We start from the raw sequence: 22,440 nt of genomic DNA, 5'->3' as shown, positions 1-22,440 counted from the left end.
AAAAGGCTGTCAGCAGATAAAGTACCGTTAGCGTTTTGTGCGTTCTTTAAGCAGTTCGATAATTTCACTGAGCTTAATATCTTCTTTATCGTTTGCAGTCCGGTGCTTGTATTCCACCATGCCATCGGCCAGGCCCCGGTCACTCAGTACCACACGGTGTGGAATACCGATAAGCTCCATATCGGCAAACTTAACTCCGGGGCTGGCTTTTCTGTCGTCCATCAGAACTTCAAAGCCTGCAGTGGTCAGTTCCTGGTAAAGTTTTTCGGCCGCTTCACGGACTACTTCGGATTTTTCGATCTTCAGAGGCACCAGGGAAATCTGGAAAGGCGCGATGGCTTCTGGCCAGATAATTCCGCGATCATCGTAGTTCTGCTCAATGGCTGCGGCGGCGGTTCTGGATACACCGATGCCATAGCAGCCCATGGCCAGCGGAATGCTCTTGCCATTTTCGCTGAGAACCGTGGCGTTCATGGATTCGCTGTATTTGGTTCCCAGCTGGAAAATATGGCCAACTTCGATACCACGCTTGATAAACAGCTGTCCTTTACCGCAGGGGCTTGGGTCACCTTCCTGAATATTGCGCAGGTCTTCAACGCGGCTGAAGGTGCAGTCACGCTCCCAGTTGATGCCGAAGTAGTGCTTGCCTTCGATATTGGCACCGGCACCAAAGTCGGCCATTTTCGCTACGGTTCGATCAACAATCACCGGGATTGGGCAGTTAACCGGACCAAGTGAGCCAGGGCTGGCACCCATGATGTTTTTAACTTCTTCTTCGGTGGCAAAACGCAGTGGAGAAGCAACATCCGCAAGGTTTTCAGCCTTGACTTCGTTAAGCTCGTGATCGCCACGGATCAGCAGGGCGATGAACTCACTGTCAGCGTCTTCTGCAGCCGCAACAATCAGGGTCTTGATGGTTTTTTCAACAGGCAGGTTGAACTGTTCTACCAGTTGATCGATGGTCCGGGCATCCGGAGTGTCAACCAGTGTCATCGCTTCAGAGGGGGCAGGGCGGTCACCAACAGGGGCAATGGCTTCTGCTTTCTCAATGTTGGCTGCGTAGTCGCTCTGGTCACTGAATACGATGGCGTCTTCACCGGACTCGGCCAGTACATGGAACTCCTGGGAACCACTGCCACCAATGGCACCACTGTCGGCCTGCACCGCACGGTATTCCAGACCCAGGCGGTCAAAGATACGGCAGTAGGTCGCGTGCATATTCTGATATTCTGCCTGCAGACACGCTTCAGTTGCATGGAATGAATAGGCGTCTTTCATCAGGAATTCGCGGCCACGCATCAGGCCGAAACGTGGGCGACGCTCGTCACGGAATTTGGTCTGGATCTGGTACAGGTTGATCGGCAGCTGCTTATAGCTGTTCAACTCGTTACGGGCAATATCGGTAATGACTTCTTCATGGGTTGGGCCAATCACAAAATCACGACCGTGGCGATCCTGAAAACGCAGCAGTTCAGCTCCAAATTGATCCCAGCGACCGGTTTCCTGCCACAGTTCTGCTGGTTGAACGGCGGGCATCAGGGTTTCCAATGCGCCGGAGCGGTTCATCTCTTCACGGACAATGTTTTCTACTTTCTGCAGAACTCTAAGACCCAGGGGCAGCCAGGTATAGAGGCCGGATGCCAGTTTACGGATCATACCGGCACGCAACATCAGCTGGTGGCTGATGACCACGGCATCGGCAGGCGTCTCCTTTAGGGTTGGAATCAGGTACTGACTGGTTCTCATGTGCTCATTTACCAGGCTGTTCAAAAAAAGGCTTGTCAAAATTTGACGTCAATTAATGCGCCATTTTAAGGCCAATCGGTTATTATACCAACCGCTGTTGCAAAATCCCCTGTTGTTGATTGGTTGTTCTGAAAAATTCCTTCTCTATTCTTATTCTCTGGATGGGCCGTGCCGTGAGTAGCTTTGAACTGGATCCCCAGCTGGCAAGAGACTGTGTGGTTATTGGTGATTTTCCTGTTTGTCGCCTTTTGCTAATGAACGATAGCCAGTATCCCTGGTTTATCCTGGTTCCCCGTATCCAGGGGGTAGAAGAGATTTATCAGTTGGATGAGGCGGCCCAGCAACAGCTGCTTTTTGAATCCTCATATCTGGCGGAAATGCTGCAGGTGCTTTTCTGTGCAGACAAGTTGAATGTGGCCGCGCTGGGTAACGTGGTTCGACAGCTGCATGTGCATCATGTTGTCCGTTTCACGGCTGATGCTGCCTGGCCAGCGCCGGTCTGGGGCAGGCATCCAGCCCGACCTTATACGGATGAACAGCTCTCAGAGGTGATGCAAAAGCTGAAGAGGGGCATTACCGATATGTCTTCTTTCCAATGGGCTCAAACTGACAGGTAAGGTAAATTTGGAAGGCTGAAGCTCAAGGAGTAGACTGCGCACATTAATCTACTTCCAGTTGCTTGTAACTGATCTTTTTATGATGACTGGAAGTGATTTGGCTGGCTGCCTGTGGGAGTAACAAACGATGCAAGATGAACTGCTTGAGCTGCAAACCCAGTTGAGTTTTCAGGAAGATACGATTGCTCAATTGAATGAAGTGGTTACCCGGCAGCAGAAAGATATTGACCGGTTGACAGAAGCCATGGCGCAACTGAAAAAGCAATTTGAAGAGATGGTGGCTGAACAGCTGGAAAGCCAGGAAGAGTTACCTCCTCCCCACTATTGATTGATGATTAGACGACTCTGGATTCTTCTGGCCGGAATAACGCTTGCCAGCCAGAAGAACGGAATGCCTATCTTCCTTTCGGTGCGGCAATCACATCTTCCGCCTGTAGGCCTTTGTCCCTTTCAACCACAATAAACTCAACCCGCTGTCCTTCGCTCAGGGTTCGGTGTCCTTCACCACGTATGGCACGATAATGGACAAAGACATCTTCGCCCATATCACGGGTAATAAAGCCAAACCCTTTAGTGATATTGAACCATTTGACCGAGCCGGTTTCCCGTCCGGAGTTATCAAGCGGTTCAGCCGATGAGACGGAACTGCCGGGCAGGTTGGCGATAACATGAAACAGGGTGCCGGTGCTGACTGAAAACAGCGTAATCTGGTCGAGAGTCACTCCAGAGATCATCAGGGTGTTGTTATAGGCAAAACCAACCGCTGCGCAGAGCGCTGAAAACAGCAGGATCGACCCGGCTATCTGCAGCCACCGTTGGAAGCCGTTGCGTCTGCTCAGGTAGGCTCCTGTCATTAAATTTAATGAAGCGGCCATCAGTAATAGTGCAACCACCGGGTTGGTTGGGTTGGCAGCGGCTGTTGACGGTTGGTAGAGGTTGGTCATGATGGCAATGACGAAAAAAAATGCCAACAGGCCGGTTAAAAGATGAACTGTTTTTAAATGTTTCAAGGCATGTTCCCTTAATTTGTTATCAGTATCAGTTGAAAACATCGAGCCCTTCTACGCGTAAGCTTTTCAGAACCCAAGCCATCCGTGAAAACAGAGTCTGGTGAAAAGCTGTCGTGCATTTTTTAATCATGACTGGACAACATTGAGCCCGACAAACACGTTGTGCAACTTATTATGATGGAACACATGGTTTCCCATATCAGTGTTAATGTACCTTTATGATGTTTATTTCTCAAATATTGACAGGCCTGCCTGACATTTAACATGAATCGGGACACTTCACGGACGGTGCAGGCAGGCGTGAAAGAGTCTGTAAACAGCGCTGTGAGCTTTCTGGTGGATTGTTGGAAGGTTGGATTGACTCTGTTATTTGGGTGTGAATCTTTTGGTAAAAAATGCTCGACGTGGAAAAATACCGATATTATAGTAGTATTCAGTACCTTGAATATCTACTGCTGCCGCCTTCTATTAAGCATAGTGTTCGTAATGATGTAGAAATGTTTAGAGGTTGTTAATAGATAACGTTGTACTCATGGAGTGATAAGGCAACTCTGGTAATGTCTTATTGAGAAAGGGAGGTACCAAATCCGCCTGGTGCTGTGGCAGATAATGCAGTAGCTGATGGTTGCCGTTAGCTGGCAAAAGCAGATTGCTTTAATCGGATAACAGCAAAACATTGGCAAACGCTCAATGCCCTCTTTAAAAGGGAAAGCCTAAAGGAAAGGCTTAAAAGGAATTTTCATCAGGAGAGTACGACTATGGCTGGGAAAAAAGCACCCGCAATCAAGGAAAAATACAGCAAAACCCAGATGCTGGCAGAAATTGCAGAAAACACCGGGCTTAGCAGAAAGCAGGTCAGTGCGGTAATGGATGAGCTGAGTGAACTGGTTGAGCGCCATATTAAAAAACGGGGGTGTGGTGAATTTACCTTGCCCGGTCTGTTAAAAATCGTGACCAAGAAAAAACCGGCGCAAAAAGCCAAAAAAGGTGTGCCAAACCCTTTCAAACCCGGCGAATTAATGGATGTGCCAGCCAAGCCTGCTTCTATTCAGGTGAAGGTAAGGCCATTGAAGAAGCTGAAGGAGTTTGCAGCATCTTAGGCTGCTTATAAGTGCTGCACAACCAAAGGAGCTTAACGGCTCCTTTTTTTATGGTTGCAATTTGATCAGGGTTATAGAAAAATGATTTCACATTGCGAACAGGACGTATATCACCAAGGGGAACTGCTTATGTCAGTTGGTGGTAGTCGCAATAATAAACACAACACAAAGTACTCAGGGAGCAATTCTGATTATGAAAACCCTCGCTAAAAGCGCACTGGGTGTAGCTATTGCTACAGCTGTCGCCGCTACATCTGTTCAGGCTTCTGAAGCTGTGACTATGGATCCGAGTTTGACGTTTACTTACAAGAATTACTACTTCGATACAAACAATAAAGATGCCGGTAAGAAGAGAGGTCATGACTGGTCTCATGCATTAATTGCTGATTTTGATACTGGTTACGTCAATGGTCTGGTTGGTGCGGTTGTCACTGCGGGTTACGCTGGACCGCTGGATGTTGATTCAGGATTTGCTACAAACGTTTCTGGTGGATCTGATAAAAAACAAGATGATGCCATTTCCGGATTTCAACAGGCTTACCTGAAAGCACAGCACTCTTTCAGTGGTGTTGATTTTGACGGTACTGTTGGTGTTAAGAAGCGTAGCACTGAAACTTACTCTGATTCAGGTTCTCGCGTTCTGGCGGCCAGCTCTACAGGTTATGACCTCTCGGTTGGCTTCGAAGGGGCTAATGCATATTTTACTGAAATCACCGGTGTTAGTGAGCGGGATGCTTCAACATTGAATGGCGACCTTTATGGTGGGGGTAGTAAGGTTGATTCTCTCCGTATACTGGGGGCCAACTACAGTTATGAGGGCTTGGATCTCGCAGTAGAATATGGGAAGTCAAAAGACTTGGTTAAGCAGGCTTTCCTGAAAGCTGGTTATGGTTTTGAGCTTGATGATATGAGTTCTGTTGAACTTGATGTTCGTTACGGTAGAGCTAAGAGTGATGAGTCAGATAATGATGCAAAAGCCAAGTACTATAACCTGAATGCATCTTATAACTATGGCAATGCTTATGTCGCTCTTGGTTACAATAAAACCAAAGATGGTGATTACAACTCTGACTACATTGATGGTGAGCATGGTAAATTCAATTCCAGCTTGTCACTGTGGGAAGATTATGCAGAAGAAGGTGAGAAAGCATATGTCGTTTCAGCGGGCTACAACTTTGCTGACCAAGGCTTGAGCGGTTTGACTTGGGATGTATGGTACGGCAAAGGTACCGATGCTAAAGAGATTAATGACTTTAAGCGAAGTGAGTACGGAAGTTATGTATCTTATGCATTTGATGGGTCTCTTGAGGGGCTCTCTGTAGCTTGGCTTTTCACCAAATACCGAGCTCAGGGTGATGTTGTTGGGGATAGTGGTAGTCTTGGAGGTCTTTCTGATCTGGATATCAACCGTCTGTACCTGACTTACTCTGTTGCTGCATTCTAAGCAGTTAACTGCTTAAGTTGAAAAAAAGAGGGCGAATGCCCTCTTTTTTTGCTTAAAAATTAGTGAATCAATATTCCAGATGCCTTGTAATCAGAGTAGGCCAGTGCATACAAGTCTTTCATTATCTGAATTGCTTATTTCGGTGATGGCTTTATCAATGAGTTATTGTATGTTCTGAGGCCTTAGTCCATCTGTAAGTATCCACAAATTCCGTACGATTGATTTTTAATTCAGGTGCTGAGTGAAAAAAAAGGTAGCACGGAATTTTATATAAACATTTGATTTATAAAGTGATTAAGTCAGTTTTAAGCTTTGCTGCCACTAATGATGAATGGGTATAAATATAAACTGTTTATAATGGAATAATACCTTACACAATTTTATCAGGGATGAGGCTTTCGAGGGTTATGAATAATAAGGCTGATCAGCCGTCCTCAGCGTCACTTTGGCTCGCTTATTTGGCTAAAGGTGGCACCATGAAAGAACTTCGCAATTTAGACCAATGTCAGCTTGATGCTATCTACAGGGTGGCTTTTGCCCAGTTTAATTCCGGGCATTATACCGATGCATTAAAGGTTTTCCGACATCTTTGTCTGCTTGATCATACCAGCTATTCCTATTTTCTTGGCCTGGGTTTGTCTCAGTATGAGCTTTCCCTTTTTGCCCAGGCTGCGGCAACCCTGGCTCATGGGGCAAAGCTTGATCAGAAGGACCCAAGGGCTTCTCTGATGATGGCTAAATGCTTTATTGAGATTGAGCGCTGGTCTCTGGCTCAGAAAGCCTTATCTGAGGCGGTGACAAGAGCAAGCCAGTCTGCCCGTTGGAAAGATGAGCTTCAGCAGGCGAAAAAATTGACCAGTTTTGTTCGTGGCAAATTGCAGTGAAGGTGTTTCAGGGATTGTTTGTTGTCCGGTAACGAGTACCGGGCAGGGTGATTTTCAGGCGTCAGGGTCAGGGAGGGCGTTATTATGTCGAACACAGTTGGAGAACCGGGTGGTGTACAAACAGGAATAACGCCTGCTCCGGGCACACCGGGCAATGTTTCAGCAAATCCCGGGAATGGGGTAAGTAGTGGCTACAGTCCAGCAAATTCTGTCTCACAATCTGCCAGTTCCGGTCCGGACGGAAGTCAGGCGGGTGTCCATCTGAATGCTCCGTTAAATAGTGGCAGCAACGGTGTTGACTATCTGGCAAAATCCTTGCAGTCAAGGCTTGATTCGTTTCGTGCCATGATTGCCCAGAATAATGCCCTGACTCCTGGGGAGCTTGATCTTTCTGATACCCAGAACCTGCTGTTGTCATTAAGAGGTGCGCTTAATGACATTAAGGTACTTAATAGTGTGACAACCATTGAAATACGGGCTGCAGACCGGCAGGCACAAGTCTCTCTTTTAACGGATATTAGTGCAATTAGAAAAACAGTTGAGTCAACGCAGCATTCGATCAACAGCAAACGGGCAGAACGGGACAGGGCTCCTGACCATCAGAAGCCAGCGCTGGATGCTGAAATAGAAGTATTAAAAGGGAAGAAAATGGCCGCAGAGGTGCGACTGAATGCAAAACAGGCGCTGCTTTCGAGTTCTGATGATAATGCGGCCAGGGACCTGTCGGTCCCCCTGGTGAAGGCTATCAGTCCGGAATCTCTGGAATCCGGTGAAGAGCAGCTGGATGAACTTAAACATGAATTAAAAGTATTAGAAAAGCGTTTTGACAGTGACGAGGTTCGCTCCAGGCTGACCAGTCTTATTGCTGCTGACTATGACAGGGAGATCCTTCGGGTATCGGATCGTGACATTGAAAGTCGTCAGCCCCGGGGAGGAAAAGGCTCTCCTGAGGCATTGAAATCGCTGGTAAGCCCGGAGGTAGTTGATAGCCTGTTCAGTTTCTTTTCGGCTCGTGACACCTCTGCGCTGGACTCTGTGCGCAATCAGGCCGCTCCATCTGAGCAACAGTTAGCTGATGCGGCTGAAGGTCTGGCTCTGGTGCTGCGTGCAGAGCCTCCCGTGACAGCCCGTGAAAAAAATACCATCAATCGGTCATATCCTGGCGATAGTGCCAGTATTGAGGATGCCGATAATTCACAGGCTCCAATGCTGCGTGCAGAGCCACCAGTAACGGGCAATGATAAAAAGGGAACTGATCAGTCAAATCCTGACAATAGTCTTGAAAGCACTAAAAATGCACAGTCTCCGATACCCCCGGCAGAGCCACCAGTGACAGCCAGTGAAGAAAATCCCGTCGATCAGCCCTATCTTGGCGACAGTCTCAGTCTTGAAGGGGCTAATAATCCACAGGCATTTACAATGCTCCTGTTAAAAGAGCGAATGGCGGATATGCAAGAGGCACTGGAAAAGAGATCGGATGGGGACATGGTTGATTCTGTTGGGACCAATCAACTTGCCCAGCTGCTTGAAGCAGAGCGAGAAGTCGAGACCATGGTTATCGAGGCGATCAGGGATCAGGAACGCTATGAGGCGGATATGCTCAAATCTCATCCGGTTTAAGAGGCAATATCGACGATAGACCAAAAAAGGATTCGGTGTTGTTCGTTCTATTTGATAAGCCGTACTGGTAACCAGTGCGGCTTTTTTTGTCTGGCAACGGCTGACTCTGCCGGTCTTTGGGGTATAATGGCCGTTTTTCTGCGAATCAGTAAACGTAAGCGCCCAATTCAATGCGATGGTGCTTACTGTTGTAAGTAAAAGGGTAGGCTAGCGTCAATGCCGATCTATGAGTATCAGTGTGAGCAATGCTCCGAAGTGACTGAAGCGATTCAAAAATTCAGTGATGCACCGTTGAGTGATTGCCCTGTCTGTGGTCAGGCCGCACTGAAGAAGCTGTTAAGCGCACCGGCCTTCAGGCTGAAAGGTGGCGGTTGGTATGAAACCGACTTCAAAGGAGGCAGTAAGAAAAACCTGTCTTCCAGTGATAACCACTGTCCTGGCAAAGACAGCAAGAGTAGTTGTGCCGGTTGCCCTGCAACCAGTCAATAAAAGAGTTGCCCGGCAACCAGTGATTGATCCAAATCCTTTCAGCCCGGCTGTAGGGATGAAATCCAGTTGAATTCCTGATTTGAGGTATATTATGCGCAGCCATTATTGCGGCGAACTGAATCTTTCCCATGATGGGCAGGAAGTCACCCTCTGCGGTTGGGTACATCGCCGTCGTGATCACGGTGGCGTGATTTTCCTGGACCTGCGTGACCGTGAAGGCCTGGCTCAGGTGGTGGTCGACCCTGATACTGAAGAAGCGTTTGCACTGGCTGACAAGGTGCGTAGCGAATATGTCCTGAAAATCACCGGTATGGTTCGTCCCCGTCCTGAAGGCACCGTGAACAGCAATATGTCTACCGGTGAGATTGAGGTGCTGGGTAAGCAGGTGGAAATCCTTAACCAGGCCCAGACTCCGCCTTTCCAGATTGAAGGTTATACCGACGTGGGTGAAGATGTCCGCCTGCGTAACCGGGTCATTGATCTGCGTCGTCCTGAAATGCAGGAAAAGCTGATTATTCGCAGCAAAGCCACCGCTGTCGTGCGTCGCTTTATGGAAGAGCAAGGCTTTCTGGATATTGAAACACCGATGCTGACCCGTGCAACTCCGGAGGGAGCCCGGGACTACCTGGTGCCCAGCCGCGTGCATCCGGGGCACTTCTACGCACTTCCCCAGTCTCCACAGCTGTTCAAACAGATGTTGATGGTGTCTGGTTTTGATCGTTACTACCAGATCGTCAAGTGTTTCCGTGATGAAGATCTGCGTGCTGACCGTCAGCCTGAATTTACCCAGATCGATATTGAGACATCCTTCCTGGATGAAGCTCAGATCATGGGCATCACTGAGTCCCTGATCAAAAAACTGTTCATGGAAGTGAAGAGCGTGGATCTCGGTGCTGAATTCCCACGCATGACCTATGCCGAAGCCATGAGCCGTTATGGTTCTGACAAGCCAGACCTGCGTATTCCCCTGGAGCTGGTGGATGTAGCAGACCTGATGGCTGGCGTTGACTTCAAGGTATTTAAAGGCCCGGCAGAAGATCCTAAAGGCCGTGTTGCCGCGCTGAAAGTGACCGGCGGTGCCGAGTTGAGCCGTAAGCAGATTGACGACTACACAAAGTTTGTCAGCATCTACGGTGCTAAAGGTCTGGCCTGGATCAAGGTGAATGAGCTGGAGAAAGGGGTTGAAGGCCTTCAGTCGCCAATCATCAAGTTTCTGGGTGATGATGTCACCATGAACATCATGTCCCGTATTGGTGCTGCCAATGGCGACATTGTCTTCTTTGGTGCGGATAAAGAAACGATTGTGAATGAGGCACTGGGTGCTTTGCGTTGCAAGGTGGGTGAAGATCTGAATCTTTATACCTGTGACTGGGCACCATTGTGGGTTGTTGACTTCCCGATGTTTGAAGAAACTGATAATGGTTCCCTGACTGCGCTGCACCATCCATTCACGGCACCAACCTGCTCTGCGCAAGAGCTGGAAGCTAATCCTTCTCAGGCACTGTCCCGTGCTTATGATATGGTTCTGAATGGCTATGAAGTGGGTGGTGGTTCCGTCCGTATTCATCGTCAGGAAATGCAGCAGGCGGTATTCCGTGTGCTGGACATCCAGGAAGAAGAGCAGCGTGAGAAGTTTGGCTTTCTGCTGGATGCCCTGAAGTACGGAGCGCCTCCCCATGGTGGTCTGGCGTTTGGTCTGGACCGTCTGGTGATGCTGCTGTGTGGTACGACTAACATCCGTGAAGTGATTGCCTTCCCGAAAACCCAGTCAGCTTCCTGTTTGCTGACGCAGGCTCCGGGTGAAGTGGAAAGTCAGCAGGTTCGTGATCTGAATCTGCGCATTCGTCGCGATCCGGCATCTGCAACCAGTCACTGAATAATCGTGGCAGCCTCTCAGTGGAGCGGCTGCCAGCCAAGCGTTTAAATAGAGGTTTTTATGGCAGGTCATAGTAAATGGGCCAACATCAAACACCGTAAGGCTGCGCAGGACGCCAAGCGGGGCAAGATCTTTACCAAAATTATCCGAGAACTGACCGTTGCCGCAAAGCAGGGCGGCGGTAATGTTGAGGATAACCCGAAGCTGCGAGCGATCGTTGATAAAGCCCTGGCTGCCAATATGACCCGGGATACCATTAACCGCGCGATTGCTCGTGGTGCCGGTGGTGAAGATGATTCCAATATGGAAGAAGTCACCTATGAAGGCTACGGGGCCGGAGGTATCGCGGTTCTGGTTGAGTGCCTGACGGATAACCGCAACCGGACAGTGGCTGAAGTTCGTCATGCTTTTTCCAAGCATGGTGGTAACCTCGGAACCGATGGCTCCGTTGCTTATCTGTTCGAGCGTAAAGGTCAGATTTTCTTTGAAGAAGGTGTTGATGAAGAGCAGCTCATGGATGCAGCCCTGGAAGCCGGTGCTGAAGATATCGTCACTAATGATGATGGCTCAGTAGAAGTGCTGACCGAGTGGACTGAGTTTATGGCCGTCAAGGATGCTCTGGAAGCAGCGGGGCTCACTCCTGCGGGTGGTGAAGTCGCCATGATCGCTTCTACCCAGACAGAGCTTGATCTGGCAGGTGCCGAGAAAATCATGAAGCTGATTGATCGTCTGGAAGATCTGGATGATGTTCAGAATGTCTATACCAATGCGGACATTCCTGCAGAAGTCATGGAGCAACTGGGCTGAGTCCGGGTTGTGTTAACTGAAAGCCCGGATTGCTCCGGGTTTTACGGACTCGTTCCCACAGTCCGAGGCTTTCGCGAAAGCCTTACTATAAGAAATTGAAGGGACGCAAGACTAAAGCTGGTCGATGGCTGGCAAGCATTGCACAAAGAGTCCCTGGGTTTATGGTTCACTGGCAGATACGTCAGAAACTTTCTCCGGTCATTATCCCCATAATGAGTTTTTACTGGCTTTTTTTCTCTTCCTTTTTCTCTTTTTTGGTTTACCTGTTTGTTCTTCTAAATATTCTTCCGCGGTAAAGTAACAGTCATCTGAGAATTGCTCTCCTTCATCGGCAGTAACGTATGCCTCATCGTCTGCCCCCCCGCCGCTATTAAGTGACACAGAGCCATGGGGTTCTGGCAGGACTGCTAACTTTGTCTTTATTTGATCAATAACGATTTCCATTGAATTCTGGTTATCAAGCTTGTTCACCGGGATTTCAATGACATCAAATCCTAGTTTTTGCAGCAGGGCGATTTTAAGCAAAGTCGAACCATTCCTGGTTTTGAAATCACCACTCACGTAATGAGAAGGTCCCTGAACATCGATAACCATATTGTAATCTGGCAGTCGCAGGTCAACCGGAGGTAATGAGTTCAGACTCTTTTCTTCTTCAATCTTCAACGACGGAAAGCTTGATTGGAGGTGATCGCGGAATGTGGATTGAGATTGTGAAATGATTGTTCGGTAATGGGGGACGACCGGACACGTTCTCCCCAGCCAACTTGCAGCCATGGCAATGATGGATTGATCATCTGTATTGCCTGAGGATGTATTTTCCAGGCGAGAAAATAGTTCACCTATGTGCTTTTCAAGCGAGTTTTTATCATTGCTACCTGTGTCCAGATAAAATCTGGCACAGAATACCATTACTCCCCAGAGAGACATCGATATATCATGCTCAGAGAGCTGAGGGTTTTCACTGATTCTCTCGACAAGAGAATCGAACATTGATTTAACCACGTTCAGCTCAATAGCCTCACCCAGTTTTGCCAGGGACCACAGCAGGTTGGCGACTTCCTGTGGCTTGAAATGGTCTTTCTCTTCCTTGGATTCGGCTTTGGTTAGCACATGGGGCAACAGCGTAGCGACAACCTCTTTGAGCTTCGGTGTTTTCTCCAGCTCCAGCCCATTGTCCATCAGTTTGGCCAGGGCCCACAGCAGGTTGGCGGTACCTTGAGTGTTGAAGTGGTCTTTCTCTTCTTTTGATTCGGCTTTGATTTCCACATGGGGCAACAGCGAGGCTACGGCCTCTTTGAGTTTCGGTGTCTTCTCCAGCTCCAGTCCGTTGTCAACCAGTTTCGCCACAGCCCACAGCAGGTTGGCGACTTCCTGCGGCTTGAAGTGGTCTTTCTCTTCTTTTGATTCGGCTTTGATTTTCACATGTGGCAATAGTGCGACCACGGCCTCTTTGAGCTTCGGTGTTTTCTCCAGCTCCAGCCCATTGTCCGCCAGTTTCGCCAAGGCCCACAGCAAGTTGGCGACACCCTGTGGCTTGAATTGGTCTTTCTCTTCTTTTGATTCGGCTTTGGTTTCCACATGGGGCAACAGCGCGGCCACGGCCTCTTTCAGCTTCGGTGTCTTCTCCAGCTCCAGCCCATTGTCCACCAGTTTCGCCACGGCCCACAGCAGGTTGGCGACTTCCTGTGGCTTGAAGTGGTCTTTCTCTTCTTTTGATTCGGCTTTGGTTTCCACATGGGGCAACAGCGCGGCCACGGCCTCTTTGAGCTTCGGTGTCTTCTTCAGCTCCAGGCCATTGTCCACCAGTTTCGCCACGGCCCATAGCAGGTTGGCGACATCCTGTGGCTTGAAGAGGTCTTTATCTTCTTTTGTTTCGGCTTTGGTTTTCACATGGCGCAAAAGTGCGGCCACGGCCTCTATGAGCTTCGGTACCTTCTCCAGCTCCAGCGCGTTGTCTACCAGTTTCGCCACGGCCCATAGCAGGTTGGCGACATCCTGTGGCTTGAATTGGTCTTTCTCTTCTTTTGTTTCGGCTTTGGTTTTCACATGGGACAACAGCGCAGCCACGGCCTCTTTGAGCTTCGGTGTCTTCTCCAGCTCCAGTCCGTTGCCCACCAGTTTCGTCACGGCCCAAAGCAGGTTGGCGACTTCCTGTGGCTTGAAGTGTTCTTTCTCTTCTTTTGATTCTGCTTTGGTTTCCACATTGGGCAACAGCGCGGCCACGGCCTCTTTGAGCTTCGGTGTCTTCTCCAGCTCCAGCCCGTTGTCCACCAGTTTCGCCAAAGACCACAGCAGGTTGGCGATATGCTGAGGAATGAAGCGGTCTTTTTCTTTTTTTGATTCGGCTTTGGTTTTCACATGGGGCAACAGCGCGGCTACGGCCTCTTTGAGCTTCGGTGTCTTCTCCAGCTCCAGCCCGTTGTCCACCAGTTTCGCCAAAGACCAAAGCAGGTTGGCGATATGCTGAGGAATGAAGCGGTCTTTCTCTTTTTTTGATTCGGCTTTGGTTTTCACATGGTGCAACAGCGCGGCTACGGCCTCTTTGAGCATCGGTGTTTTCTCCAGCTCCAGCCCGTTGTCCACCAGTTTCGCCACGGACCACAGCAGGTTGGTGATACCTTGAGTGTTGAAGTGGTCTTTCTCGTCTTTTGATTCGGCTTTGGTTTTCACATGGGGCAACAGAGCGGCCACGGCCTCTTTGAGCTTCGGTGTTTTCTCCAGCTCCAGCCCGTTGTCCACCAGTTTCGCCACAGCCCACAGCAGGTTGGCGATACCTTGGGTGTTGAAGTGGTCTTTCTCGTCTTTTGATTCGGCTTTGGTTTTCACATGGGGCAACAGCGCGGCTACGACCTCTTTGAGCTTCGCTGTCTTCTCCAGCCCGTTGTTCACCAGTTTCGCCAGGGCCCACAGCAGGTTGGTAATATGCTGAGGAGTAAAGTGGTCTTTCTCTTCTTTTGATTCGGCTTTGGTTTTCACATGGGGCAATAGTGCGGCTATGGCCTCTTTGAGCTTCGCTGTCTTCTCCAGCCCGTTGTCCACCAGTTTCGCCACAGCCCATAGCAGGTTGGCGATACCTTGTGTATCAATAGTCCTTACTTCAGGTTTTTGGTTGCACTGTATTGTTACTGCATCAAGTAAAGTTGACAGTAAAGCAGCTTGAGTTTCCTTTCCCAACTCATCCATGTATTTATGAGGGGTCAAAACACCCGCTGAAGTAAAGGAATGAAGCGTTGTCGTCAGGCTTCGCCAGGTCCACCCGGGTGTCGCTTTAAAATCGTGCAACAATGGTATCAGTTGGCTTTGTTCACTATGATTTAAAGGTCGTTTCGACGCCAGTGTGTATTGTTTAATTGAACTGGCAAATTGACTGTGTTTTCTACCATCATAGCGATCACCATAACGAGCAGATATCCTCACCAGGCAATTCATTTTTTCGTGTGTAATGAGAGCATTAAAATCATAAACAGGTTTTACTGAATGTCTTGGTGGATAGTGAGAAGAGCATGCGTCAGAAGTATGATAAAATTCATTACACCTTGGGATATAGGGGAGTGGAGTATTCACCTGTCTGACTGTGCTATGCTGATATCGCCCACTCCTTGAAGCATTGGTATGACCATCCGGTGGTTTATAATTATTACCTGATGTCGTGTATTTCCAACTTATACCAGCAGCGCCTCTATCCATAATTATATTTCATTAATTCATAAAAAATATAAAAAGTAGACTACTGTCCTGTATATAGTTCATCTTGCTGAAATGTCTATAAACTCTTGTTTAATTGGTGCTTGCGACGAATTTTATAGATTAAATTCGGAATTCTCTTGTTGTATGTACTTCCTTTGGTTTTGAGTGCCGAAGCCCTAAAACTTTCTCCGGTTATTATCCCCATAATGAGTTTTTACTGGCTTTTTTCTCTTCCTTTTTCGCTTTTTGGTTTACCTGTTTGCTCTTCTAAATTCTTGCGCGGTAAAGTAACAGTCATCTGAGAATTGCCCTCCTTCATCGGCTGTAACGTATGCCTTATCTGCTGACCCCTCGCGCTGAAGTGACACAAGGCAATGTGCCTCTGGCGGGGTGGCTAACCTTGTCTTTATTTGATCAATAATGGGTTTTTAGACCAATTTGCTGTCGCCGCAGCAGGGCAGCCTATTCTCGGTCAGCCTCCTGGGTTGTGTTAACTGAAAACCCGGATTGCCCTGGTTTTTTTGCCTATGTAATAGGTGCAGGGGCAGCTAGCCAAAAACAATTATCAGGGAGCCTCAGGCTTCCATTAAAGATTAAAGGCCAGTGTGATTAGAAACAGCACCACAGTGACACTGGCAATGGTCAGTAATGTTTTCATTTGATTATTCATCTGGCAAGCTGACTCCCCAAAACCCACGTTCAAGAGTAAGTCGCAATCGCTGAGTTTCGTAGCCTATTTGGGTAATGTCGTGTTTCAAAATTGTAATGCTGGAAACGTGTATGTATATACAGTATTCTTTTTAACGACAGGTTTGGAACAGAAATGGAATGGCCATATTGTTGGGGATTGATCCCGGGTCCAGGATTACCGGGTATGGAATCATTGAGGAAATCGGCTCCCAATGTAAATACGTGGCATCGGGCTGTATCCGAATTCAGGATGGGCCACTACCAGAAAGACTTGCCCAAATTTTTCAGGGTATCAATACGGTGATTGAAATGTACAGCCCGCAATCTGTCGGAATTGAGCAGGTGTTTATGGCCCGCAATGCCGACTCTGCCCTGAAGCTTGGGCAGGCCCGTGGCGCGGCGATTGTTGCCGCGGTAAATCATGGGCTTGACGTTTCAGAGTACTCGGCACGACAGGTGAAACAGGCGGTGGTGGGTAAGGGCTCTGCGGAAAAGTCCCAGGTACAGCACATGATTACTTCAATTCTGAAGTTGGATAAAACCCCTCAGGCCGATGCCGCCGATGCGTTAGCAGTGGCATTGTGTCACTCCCACACACGGGCAAGTCTGGTGCGAATGGCCGGTGCAACGGGTAGAAGAAATCGTCGGTTATTAAGTAGTTAAGTCGCTAGAAGAGATACTGAATATGATAGGCAGACTTCGCGGTATTTTGCTGGAAAAAAAAGCCCCATACCTGCTGATTGAGGCAGGGGGTGTGGGCTATGAAGTTGAAGCGCCGATGTCGGTGTTTTACCGTCTGCCAGAGGTTGGTGTTGAGACAACACTTTATACGCACTTTGTCGTTAGAGAAGATGCGCAGCTGCTCTATGGCTTCAGCGACGCCCGGGAGAGAGAGCTGTTCCGTACCCTGATTAAAGTGAATGGGGTGGGTCCGAAACTGGGCCTGACACTGCTCTCCGGAATAGAAGCGTCTGTATTTGTACGTTGTGTCCATGATGGCGACAGTTCTACCCTGGTGAAATTACCAGGGGTTGGTAAGAAAACTGCGGAACGCCTGATTGTGGAGTTAAAAGATAAACTGTCAAAATGGGATAGCGCATCTGCGCAAATTGATGGTTTGACTGGAACGCCCCTGGGGCAGGGCCTGGAAAAACAGGCCGCTGATACTGAACAGGAAGCCGTCAGTGCCCTGGTTGCCCTGGGCTATAAGCCTCAGGAAGCCAGCAAGGTGATTGGGCGGATTAAAGTAGAAGGTCTGTCCAGTGAAGAACTGATCAGGCAGGCTTTAAGAAGTATGATTTAACATCATTCCCGGGAAAAATTATGATCGAAGCGGATCGCTTAATATCAGCCAGTGAACGCCCGAGCGAGGAGGCTCAGGATCGGGCCATTCGACCCGTCCGGTTGCGTGAGTATACCGGGCAGCCAAAAGTCAGGGAGCAGATGGAGATATTTATCCAGGCGGCCCGAAAGCGTGGTGATGCTTTGGATCATACGTTGATATTTGGTCCGCCCGGGCTGGGCAAGACAACGCTTTCCCATATTGTTGCCAATGAAATGGGCAGTAATATCCGTTCGACTTCCGGGCCTGTGATTGAAAAGGCCGGAGACCTTGCCGCCCTGCTCACGAACCTTGAGCCTAATGACATCCTGTTTATTGATGAAATCCATCGTCTCAGCCCAGCCGTTGAAGAAGTGCTCTATCCGGCCATGGAAGATTATCAGTTGGATATTATGATTGGTGAAGGCCCTGCGGCGCGTTCGATCAAACTGGATCTGCCACCCTTTACCCTGGTAGGCGCGACCACCCGTGCTGGGCTGCTGACTTCACCTTTAAGAGATCGGTTTGGCATTGTTCAGCGGCTTGAGTTCTACAATGTGGCGGATCTCAGTGCCATTGTGATCCGTTCTGCTGGTATTCTCGGAGTGCAGATGAGTAGCGAGGCGGCCAATGAAGTTGCCCGCCGTTCAAGAGGCACACCCCGTATAGCCAACCGGCTGCTGCGAAGAGTCAGGGATTACGCGGAAGTAAAAGGCGATGGTTCGGTAACCCGTGAACTGGCAGACGCTGCCCTGAATATGCTGGATGTGGACGCCAGTGGTTTTGATCATATGGACCGTCGACTGTTGCTGGCCATGATTGAAAAGTTTGATGGCGGTCCAGTGGGCGTTGACAACCTTGCCGCAGCCATCAGTGAAGAGCGGGACACCATTGAAGATGTGCTTGAACCCTACCTGATTCAACAGGGTTATATAATGAGAACACCCAGAGGCAGGGTATTAACTAAGAGCGCTTATCTACATTTTGGCTATGATTACCCTTAGGGGCTGTTCAGGTCGTATTATGAACTAGACTTCAGTTCATGCTCGGAGGACCTGTCAGTCCTCTTTTTTTATCCTTACGGCATTTGGAAATATCGTAACAGGAGTACCCTGATACCCTCAGTATGCAACTAAACTTCAACAGGCCACAGTCCGGCCCTATCTAAACAGACAGGATGTATAATATGCTCCCATTTGGAACGCCTGAAACTTCCTACGGGAGGCAGGTACGCTCGAATATTGATAGACCAGAGTCAGAGTATCCATCAGGAGAGGTACAAACTGCTGCCGGTATCAAAAGACGTGTTATCCCTTTTGCAGTAGGCGAACAGGTCTTCAAGGAGAACCTGAAAGAAGGATTGATTAATCACAATGGAATGGGGAGACTGGCAGGGGTAAAAGACAGGGGATGTCGCCTGGTTGAGCGTCCTGAGTTAATTCAGTGGTTAACGACTGAAGCTGCGCAAAGTCGTTTATCGGCACCTGATGTCATTTGGCCTCACAGGGGGATCAAGAGACCGAAATCAGATTACAGCACTCTCAGTCAGCTTGAAGACCTGGCCGTGTTGATGGGGTTTGCGAAAAGTTTAGGGTTCACCCGTCATTCAGTTCAGGATGGCAACGCACCATTATGTAGAGATCTTCATCCGGTCATGGAGAAATTTGTTGCGTTGTTCGACAGCAACAATCTCGCGTTGAATTCTTATTATGAGGTGAGCTTTTATGCAAGGGATGATGTAGATAAACTGTATTTACACCTGAAACATTCACATGCGGTGACGCTGTTAACCCCTGATATTATTCCCGATCATGAGGATCCCTTTGATCGCCATGACTTTGATCGGGTTACACACCCTGAACCAATGTATAGTCCTGATGGTATCTACATTGAACTGGATGGTGCTGAGGGTGACAGGGCGTTTTCAGGATTGATTAATCGAGTAAGACTGCTGGATCCATTCGAGGAAAAATCCAGCATGAATTTCCTGATTCGCTTTCGGGAAAATATTCCTGAGGATCAAATTAGTTCTGAAATTGCCAGCTATCGGCTGGTCACTGGAAGTGAAGACAGGAATCAACTGTATTTTTCCAGCAGTGTCCCTGTAACAACTCTGAAAAAAGGGGAATTATTTATTGAATTGCAAGCCCCGTTTATTAACTGTCCTGAACCCGATCTTGATGAAATATTTGATGTCGAAAAGGAGTGCAAGTCAACCAGGGATAAGCTGAAAAGAAATGCGGATGGCAGTATAAACAATAAAACCAACAGGGATCTTCTGCGCCAGAAGTCGATACCCATTGTCAGGAATACCAGGCAGACTACACCTGAGAAAAATGGCTTTGTTGGTGAATATCTTGGTTCAGGAATTGCACAACGTGTTTTTATCCATGCAGAGTTTAACAAATTAGCAGCAAAAGAAATCATGCGCAGCATGAACCGCTCTACCTCTGGAACAACCATCAGGACACTGGGTAGTACACAGATAATATGCTCATGTGTAATGACAGACCCCCAGCTGGGAAAAAATGGAGAAATCAAGTTTGCACTGAGTCCTATAGAATACATAGCTGTTCCGTATCGGGATAGTGCTATTGGTGCTGATCAGGTTTATGAATTTGATTTTCCAGAAAAGAATGTTTCCTATGGTGTCGCTGCTTCTAATTATCCAGTGACGGTCAGGAGGATAAGAAACAGTGCATCAGAGTCCGATGCTTTCAATAACCTTGATTACCTGACCGTCCTGCCCAGAGAAGATTGCGATGAACCGGTCTTGTCCGACCACCATTACAGGATGGAAGCAATGGATGTTAATGGCGATTCAATGAAACCGGAGTTTTATGAACAGGACCAGGTGACAGTGTTAGGATTACAGAGGAAATACGATCAGGAAGAGATGGTTGAATATATATTGAAAGATCCTAATGAAAAACCTGAGGTTAAATTTGAAATCATTAAAGGCATTCTGGATTTGATAGACAGGTGTGACCGATTTAACAAGATGATCGAGGAGAAAGGGAATGGCTGGGTAATCAAATGTGTTATTGATGGTAATTTTGCAAATTTTGCCTATGACCGGAAGAAACATCAGCTTATTTATCTTGATGTTGCCCCGGCAACGGTTACCATCGATGGACAGATTTTGCCGGGGAATCAATTTATGATGGAATGGATTAAGGAGCGCCATGATTTTATTTCCAAAATGTCTGAAGATCCACAGATGTCAAAATTGTTTGTGCTGGTGATGCTGACCAATGATCTTCGTCAACTTGAAAAAATACAATCCAGACTGGTAAGAGAGTCGGTCAGTCATGATTCACATAAAGAGGAAACATCTTCCCTGCGGGACGTGGTCAGCAAAGTGTCCTCTTTGCTGGCGGAAGATGATCGATTTTTATCCTGGTGTGCCTGCCATTTTTTCTCAGGCTCTGAAATGACTATGGAAAGCCTCAGTTATAATGAAGACGCGTCTTCAGGGGGGCAGTTTTCTCAAGTTGTATCGAGTTTATTTGAACGGTATATACAAAAACCCCTGGTTGATTTTGATCAATATGTAGATAAGACTGATCCGGCTGAATCGGAAAAGATAAAATCATTACCCTTATCAAGAAGAATGGAGTTGCTTCGACAGTTGTCTGATGTGGCCTTTGGATACATGAAGCGAATAAAAAAGAGTCTGGCGGAGAAATCATCGAAGAAGTTGAATGGCAATGGTATTGATGACCACAAAGAAGATATCTTATCCAAAATTGAATGCGAAACAATGATGAATAAGGCTATAAAAGGTGATGTTATTCATTTCTTTCCAACTACTTGCCCTAAAGAGGATATGTTTAATGAATCTGCTTTTGCCTGGCTAAAAAAATGGGAAGATGTTCATAGCTATAAACCCATAGAGGGTGGAAGCGTTGATAGTGTTTTGGGATTAAGTCATCAGTTATTGCTGGATGCCGAGTTTGACGAAGCCAGTGATTCTCTAATGATCACCATACCTTGCTTTCAACGACTGGTCAGAAGGATTTATGGTAAAAAAGTGGATGTGCTCCTGGTTGAGCCTTTTCATGGGCGTGATAAGAAGTTTCGAACGGCTTTATATCAGTGGCGGTCTATGTGTCAGGATAAATCTCTTCGCCTGGAAGAATGCACAGGGGTTGAGGCATTTCATGATACTCTGGAGAATTTGACAATGGACACAATGGTACTTGTTAATCGTCAACCGGAGCATTCCTATCTGATTGGCAATGTCAGTGAAAACCCATGGTCCAGTATTTTCGTCAAGGACAAAGGAGAGCAGGGCAGTAAGCTAAATTGCTCATTACCAGTTACCTATATGCCATGCCAGGATGGTTATGAAAAATTATTTTTTGAAAAAGTGCTTCGTGGTTTGAAAGAATTATACGAAATCAGAAAAGAAATAAGTCTGGGAAATGAAAATAGTGAGAACCTTTCTGATGAAGATTTCCTTAAGAAGCTCGTCGTATGGCTCCCGGGCAGCTGTGCGGAAACCAGGAAGGTAGAACGGGATGTTGAGCGTGTCTTTATCAAAATGAACTTGTCGTCCAGTATCATGACTCGATTAAAGCCATGGCTTCGTGGTTATGTCGATATGATACAAGATGAATTTGGTCGGGAACACTCTCCAAGAGTGTACATGATGATGCCACTACCTTCAGAAGATACCAGAGAGTATGCTCGTTGGATGCTACGTCTCACGAAGGATAGAAATGGCAATGACATATCATTCATGAACTTTACCAGTGAGCTTACCATGAATATGCTTCAGGAGAAGATTAAGGCAAGGATTAATGAAACCTCATCCTCCAAACCGGACTTTATGTTTATCGAGGGTGGGTATGGGTACAGGTCGGGGCATTTTCTACTGCATGATACGCCAGTCGTCAGAGTATGCAGTGGTTATGATGAGGGCTTTTTCAAAGCAATAGACCGCATTGGTTCTGTGGAAGATCTATCCTTGAAGTCAGTATCTGTCAGTATACCATATACTTCCCTTATCAACGGGGACTCCGTCAGCAGGAGTTCTATGGAGTGCCTGAATGCCCCCCATGGGAGATTCTATAGTGATCGATAATGCGGGCATGTTGGATGATGGTTGTCTGATAAACACGGCTGCAGTACCTATGAAATATTT

General features: G+C 47.7%; 17 protein-coding genes. 13 read left to right on the top strand and 4 right to left on the bottom strand.

Going from position 1 to position 22,440, the window contains the following annotated elements; genetic code table 11:
• Positions 1-27 precede the first annotated feature (27 nt).
• A complete protein-coding gene (locus J7439_RS14320; RefSeq protein ID WP_209202695.1) occupies positions 28-1,746 on the bottom strand; it encodes a proline--tRNA ligase in 1,719 nt (572 codons plus the stop codon).
• Between the two features lie 161 nt (positions 1,747-1,907).
• Between J7439_RS14320 and J7439_RS14315 the strand changes: the two genes are divergently transcribed.
• Together J7439_RS14315 and J7439_RS14310 are read left to right on the top strand one after the other, a co-directional pair.
• Positions 1,908-2,363 (top strand): HIT domain-containing protein, encoded by a 456-nt coding sequence (locus J7439_RS14315; protein ID WP_209202694.1) that lies wholly within the window; start codon positions 1,908-1,910, stop codon positions 2,361-2,363.
• Positions 2,364-2,490: 127 nt separating this feature from the next.
• Positions 2,491-2,691 (top strand): SlyX family protein, encoded by a 201-nt coding sequence (locus tag J7439_RS14310; RefSeq protein ID WP_209202664.1) that lies wholly within the window; start codon positions 2,491-2,493, stop codon positions 2,689-2,691.
• Between the two features lie 67 nt (positions 2,692-2,758).
• Here the strand turns inward: J7439_RS14310 and J7439_RS27160 are convergent, their stop codons facing one another.
• Complete coding sequence (locus J7439_RS27160; protein WP_353623064.1) at positions 2,759-3,373, bottom strand: cold-shock protein; 615 nt, start codon at positions 3,371-3,373, stop codon at positions 2,759-2,761.
• 501 nt (positions 3,374-3,874) lie between these two features.
• Positions 3,875-4,015 carry a hypothetical protein gene (locus J7439_RS14300; protein WP_209202663.1) on the bottom strand — a complete coding sequence of 47 codons (141 nt, stop codon included), beginning with the start codon at positions 4,013-4,015 and terminating at the stop codon, positions 3,875-3,877.
• 116 nt (positions 4,016-4,131) lie between these two features.
• On the opposite strand from J7439_RS14300, the gene J7439_RS14295 reads away from it, so the two are divergent.
• The 7 genes from J7439_RS14295 to J7439_RS14265 all read left to right on the top strand — a co-directional run bounded on the left by J7439_RS14295 (position 4,132) and on the right by J7439_RS14265 (position 11,593).
• A complete protein-coding gene (locus tag J7439_RS14295) occupies positions 4,132-4,473 on the top strand; it encodes an HU family DNA-binding protein (protein ID WP_101746367.1) in 342 nt (113 codons plus the stop codon).
• Positions 4,474-4,666: 193 nt separating this feature from the next.
• Positions 4,667-5,917 carry an OprD family outer membrane porin gene (locus J7439_RS14290; RefSeq protein ID WP_209202662.1) on the top strand — a complete coding sequence of 417 codons (1,251 nt, stop codon included), beginning with the start codon at positions 4,667-4,669 and terminating at the stop codon, positions 5,915-5,917.
• Between the two features lie 389 nt (positions 5,918-6,306).
• Positions 6,307-6,801, top strand: a complete 495-nt coding sequence (locus J7439_RS14285) for a SycD/LcrH family type III secretion system chaperone (RefSeq protein ID WP_353623063.1) — start codon at positions 6,307-6,309, stop codon at positions 6,799-6,801.
• An 84-nt stretch (positions 6,802-6,885) separates the two neighbouring features.
• Positions 6,886-8,421 (top strand): hypothetical protein, encoded by a 1,536-nt coding sequence (locus J7439_RS14280; protein WP_209202660.1) that lies wholly within the window; start codon positions 6,886-6,888, stop codon positions 8,419-8,421.
• 216 nt (positions 8,422-8,637) lie between these two features.
• Positions 8,638-8,910 carry an FmdB family zinc ribbon protein gene (locus J7439_RS14275; protein ID WP_209202659.1) on the top strand — a complete coding sequence of 91 codons (273 nt, stop codon included), beginning with the start codon at positions 8,638-8,640 and terminating at the stop codon, positions 8,908-8,910.
• 91 nt (positions 8,911-9,001) lie between these two features.
• Complete coding sequence (gene aspS, locus J7439_RS14270) at positions 9,002-10,786, top strand: aspartate--tRNA ligase (protein ID WP_209202658.1); 1,785 nt, start codon at positions 9,002-9,004, stop codon at positions 10,784-10,786.
• A 60-nt stretch (positions 10,787-10,846) separates the two neighbouring features.
• On the top strand, positions 10,847-11,593 hold the full coding sequence (locus tag J7439_RS14265) for a YebC/PmpR family DNA-binding transcriptional regulator (protein WP_209202657.1): 747 nt from the start codon (positions 10,847-10,849) through the stop codon (positions 11,591-11,593).
• Between the two features lie 201 nt (positions 11,594-11,794).
• Here J7439_RS14265 and J7439_RS14260 read toward each other — a convergent pair whose 3' ends face one another.
• Positions 11,795-15,280 (bottom strand): RAP domain-containing protein, encoded by a 3,486-nt coding sequence (locus tag J7439_RS14260; RefSeq protein ID WP_209202656.1) that lies wholly within the window; start codon positions 15,278-15,280, stop codon positions 11,795-11,797.
• An 828-nt stretch (positions 15,281-16,108) separates the two neighbouring features.
• Between J7439_RS14260 and ruvC the strand changes: the two genes are divergently transcribed.
• The 4 genes from ruvC (at position 16,109) to J7439_RS14240 (ending at position 22,380) form a co-directional block, all read left to right on the top strand.
• A complete protein-coding gene (gene ruvC / locus J7439_RS14255) occupies positions 16,109-16,633 on the top strand; it encodes a crossover junction endodeoxyribonuclease RuvC (RefSeq protein WP_209202655.1) in 525 nt (174 codons plus the stop codon).
• A gap of 22 nt (positions 16,634-16,655) precedes the next feature.
• Positions 16,656-17,273, top strand: coding sequence for a Holliday junction branch migration protein RuvA (ruvA, locus tag J7439_RS14250; RefSeq protein ID WP_209202654.1), 618 nt, complete (start codon positions 16,656-16,658; stop codon positions 17,271-17,273).
• 20 nt (positions 17,274-17,293) lie between these two features.
• Positions 17,294-18,295, top strand: coding sequence for a Holliday junction branch migration DNA helicase RuvB (gene ruvB, locus J7439_RS14245; protein ID WP_209202653.1), 1,002 nt, complete (start codon positions 17,294-17,296; stop codon positions 18,293-18,295).
• A gap of 182 nt (positions 18,296-18,477) precedes the next feature.
• Positions 18,478-22,380, top strand: coding sequence for a hypothetical protein (locus J7439_RS14240; protein WP_209202652.1), 3,903 nt, complete (start codon positions 18,478-18,480; stop codon positions 22,378-22,380).
• Positions 22,381-22,440: the final 60 nt, after the last annotated feature.

This window comes from Salinisphaera sp. G21_0 (genome assembly GCF_017744115.1).
Taxonomy (GTDB): Bacteria; Pseudomonadota; Gammaproteobacteria; order Pseudomonadales; family Endozoicomonadaceae; genus Endozoicomonas.
The sequence above is the reverse complement of the archived record's forward strand: the minus strand, read 5'-3'. Positions and strand labels throughout refer to the sequence as shown.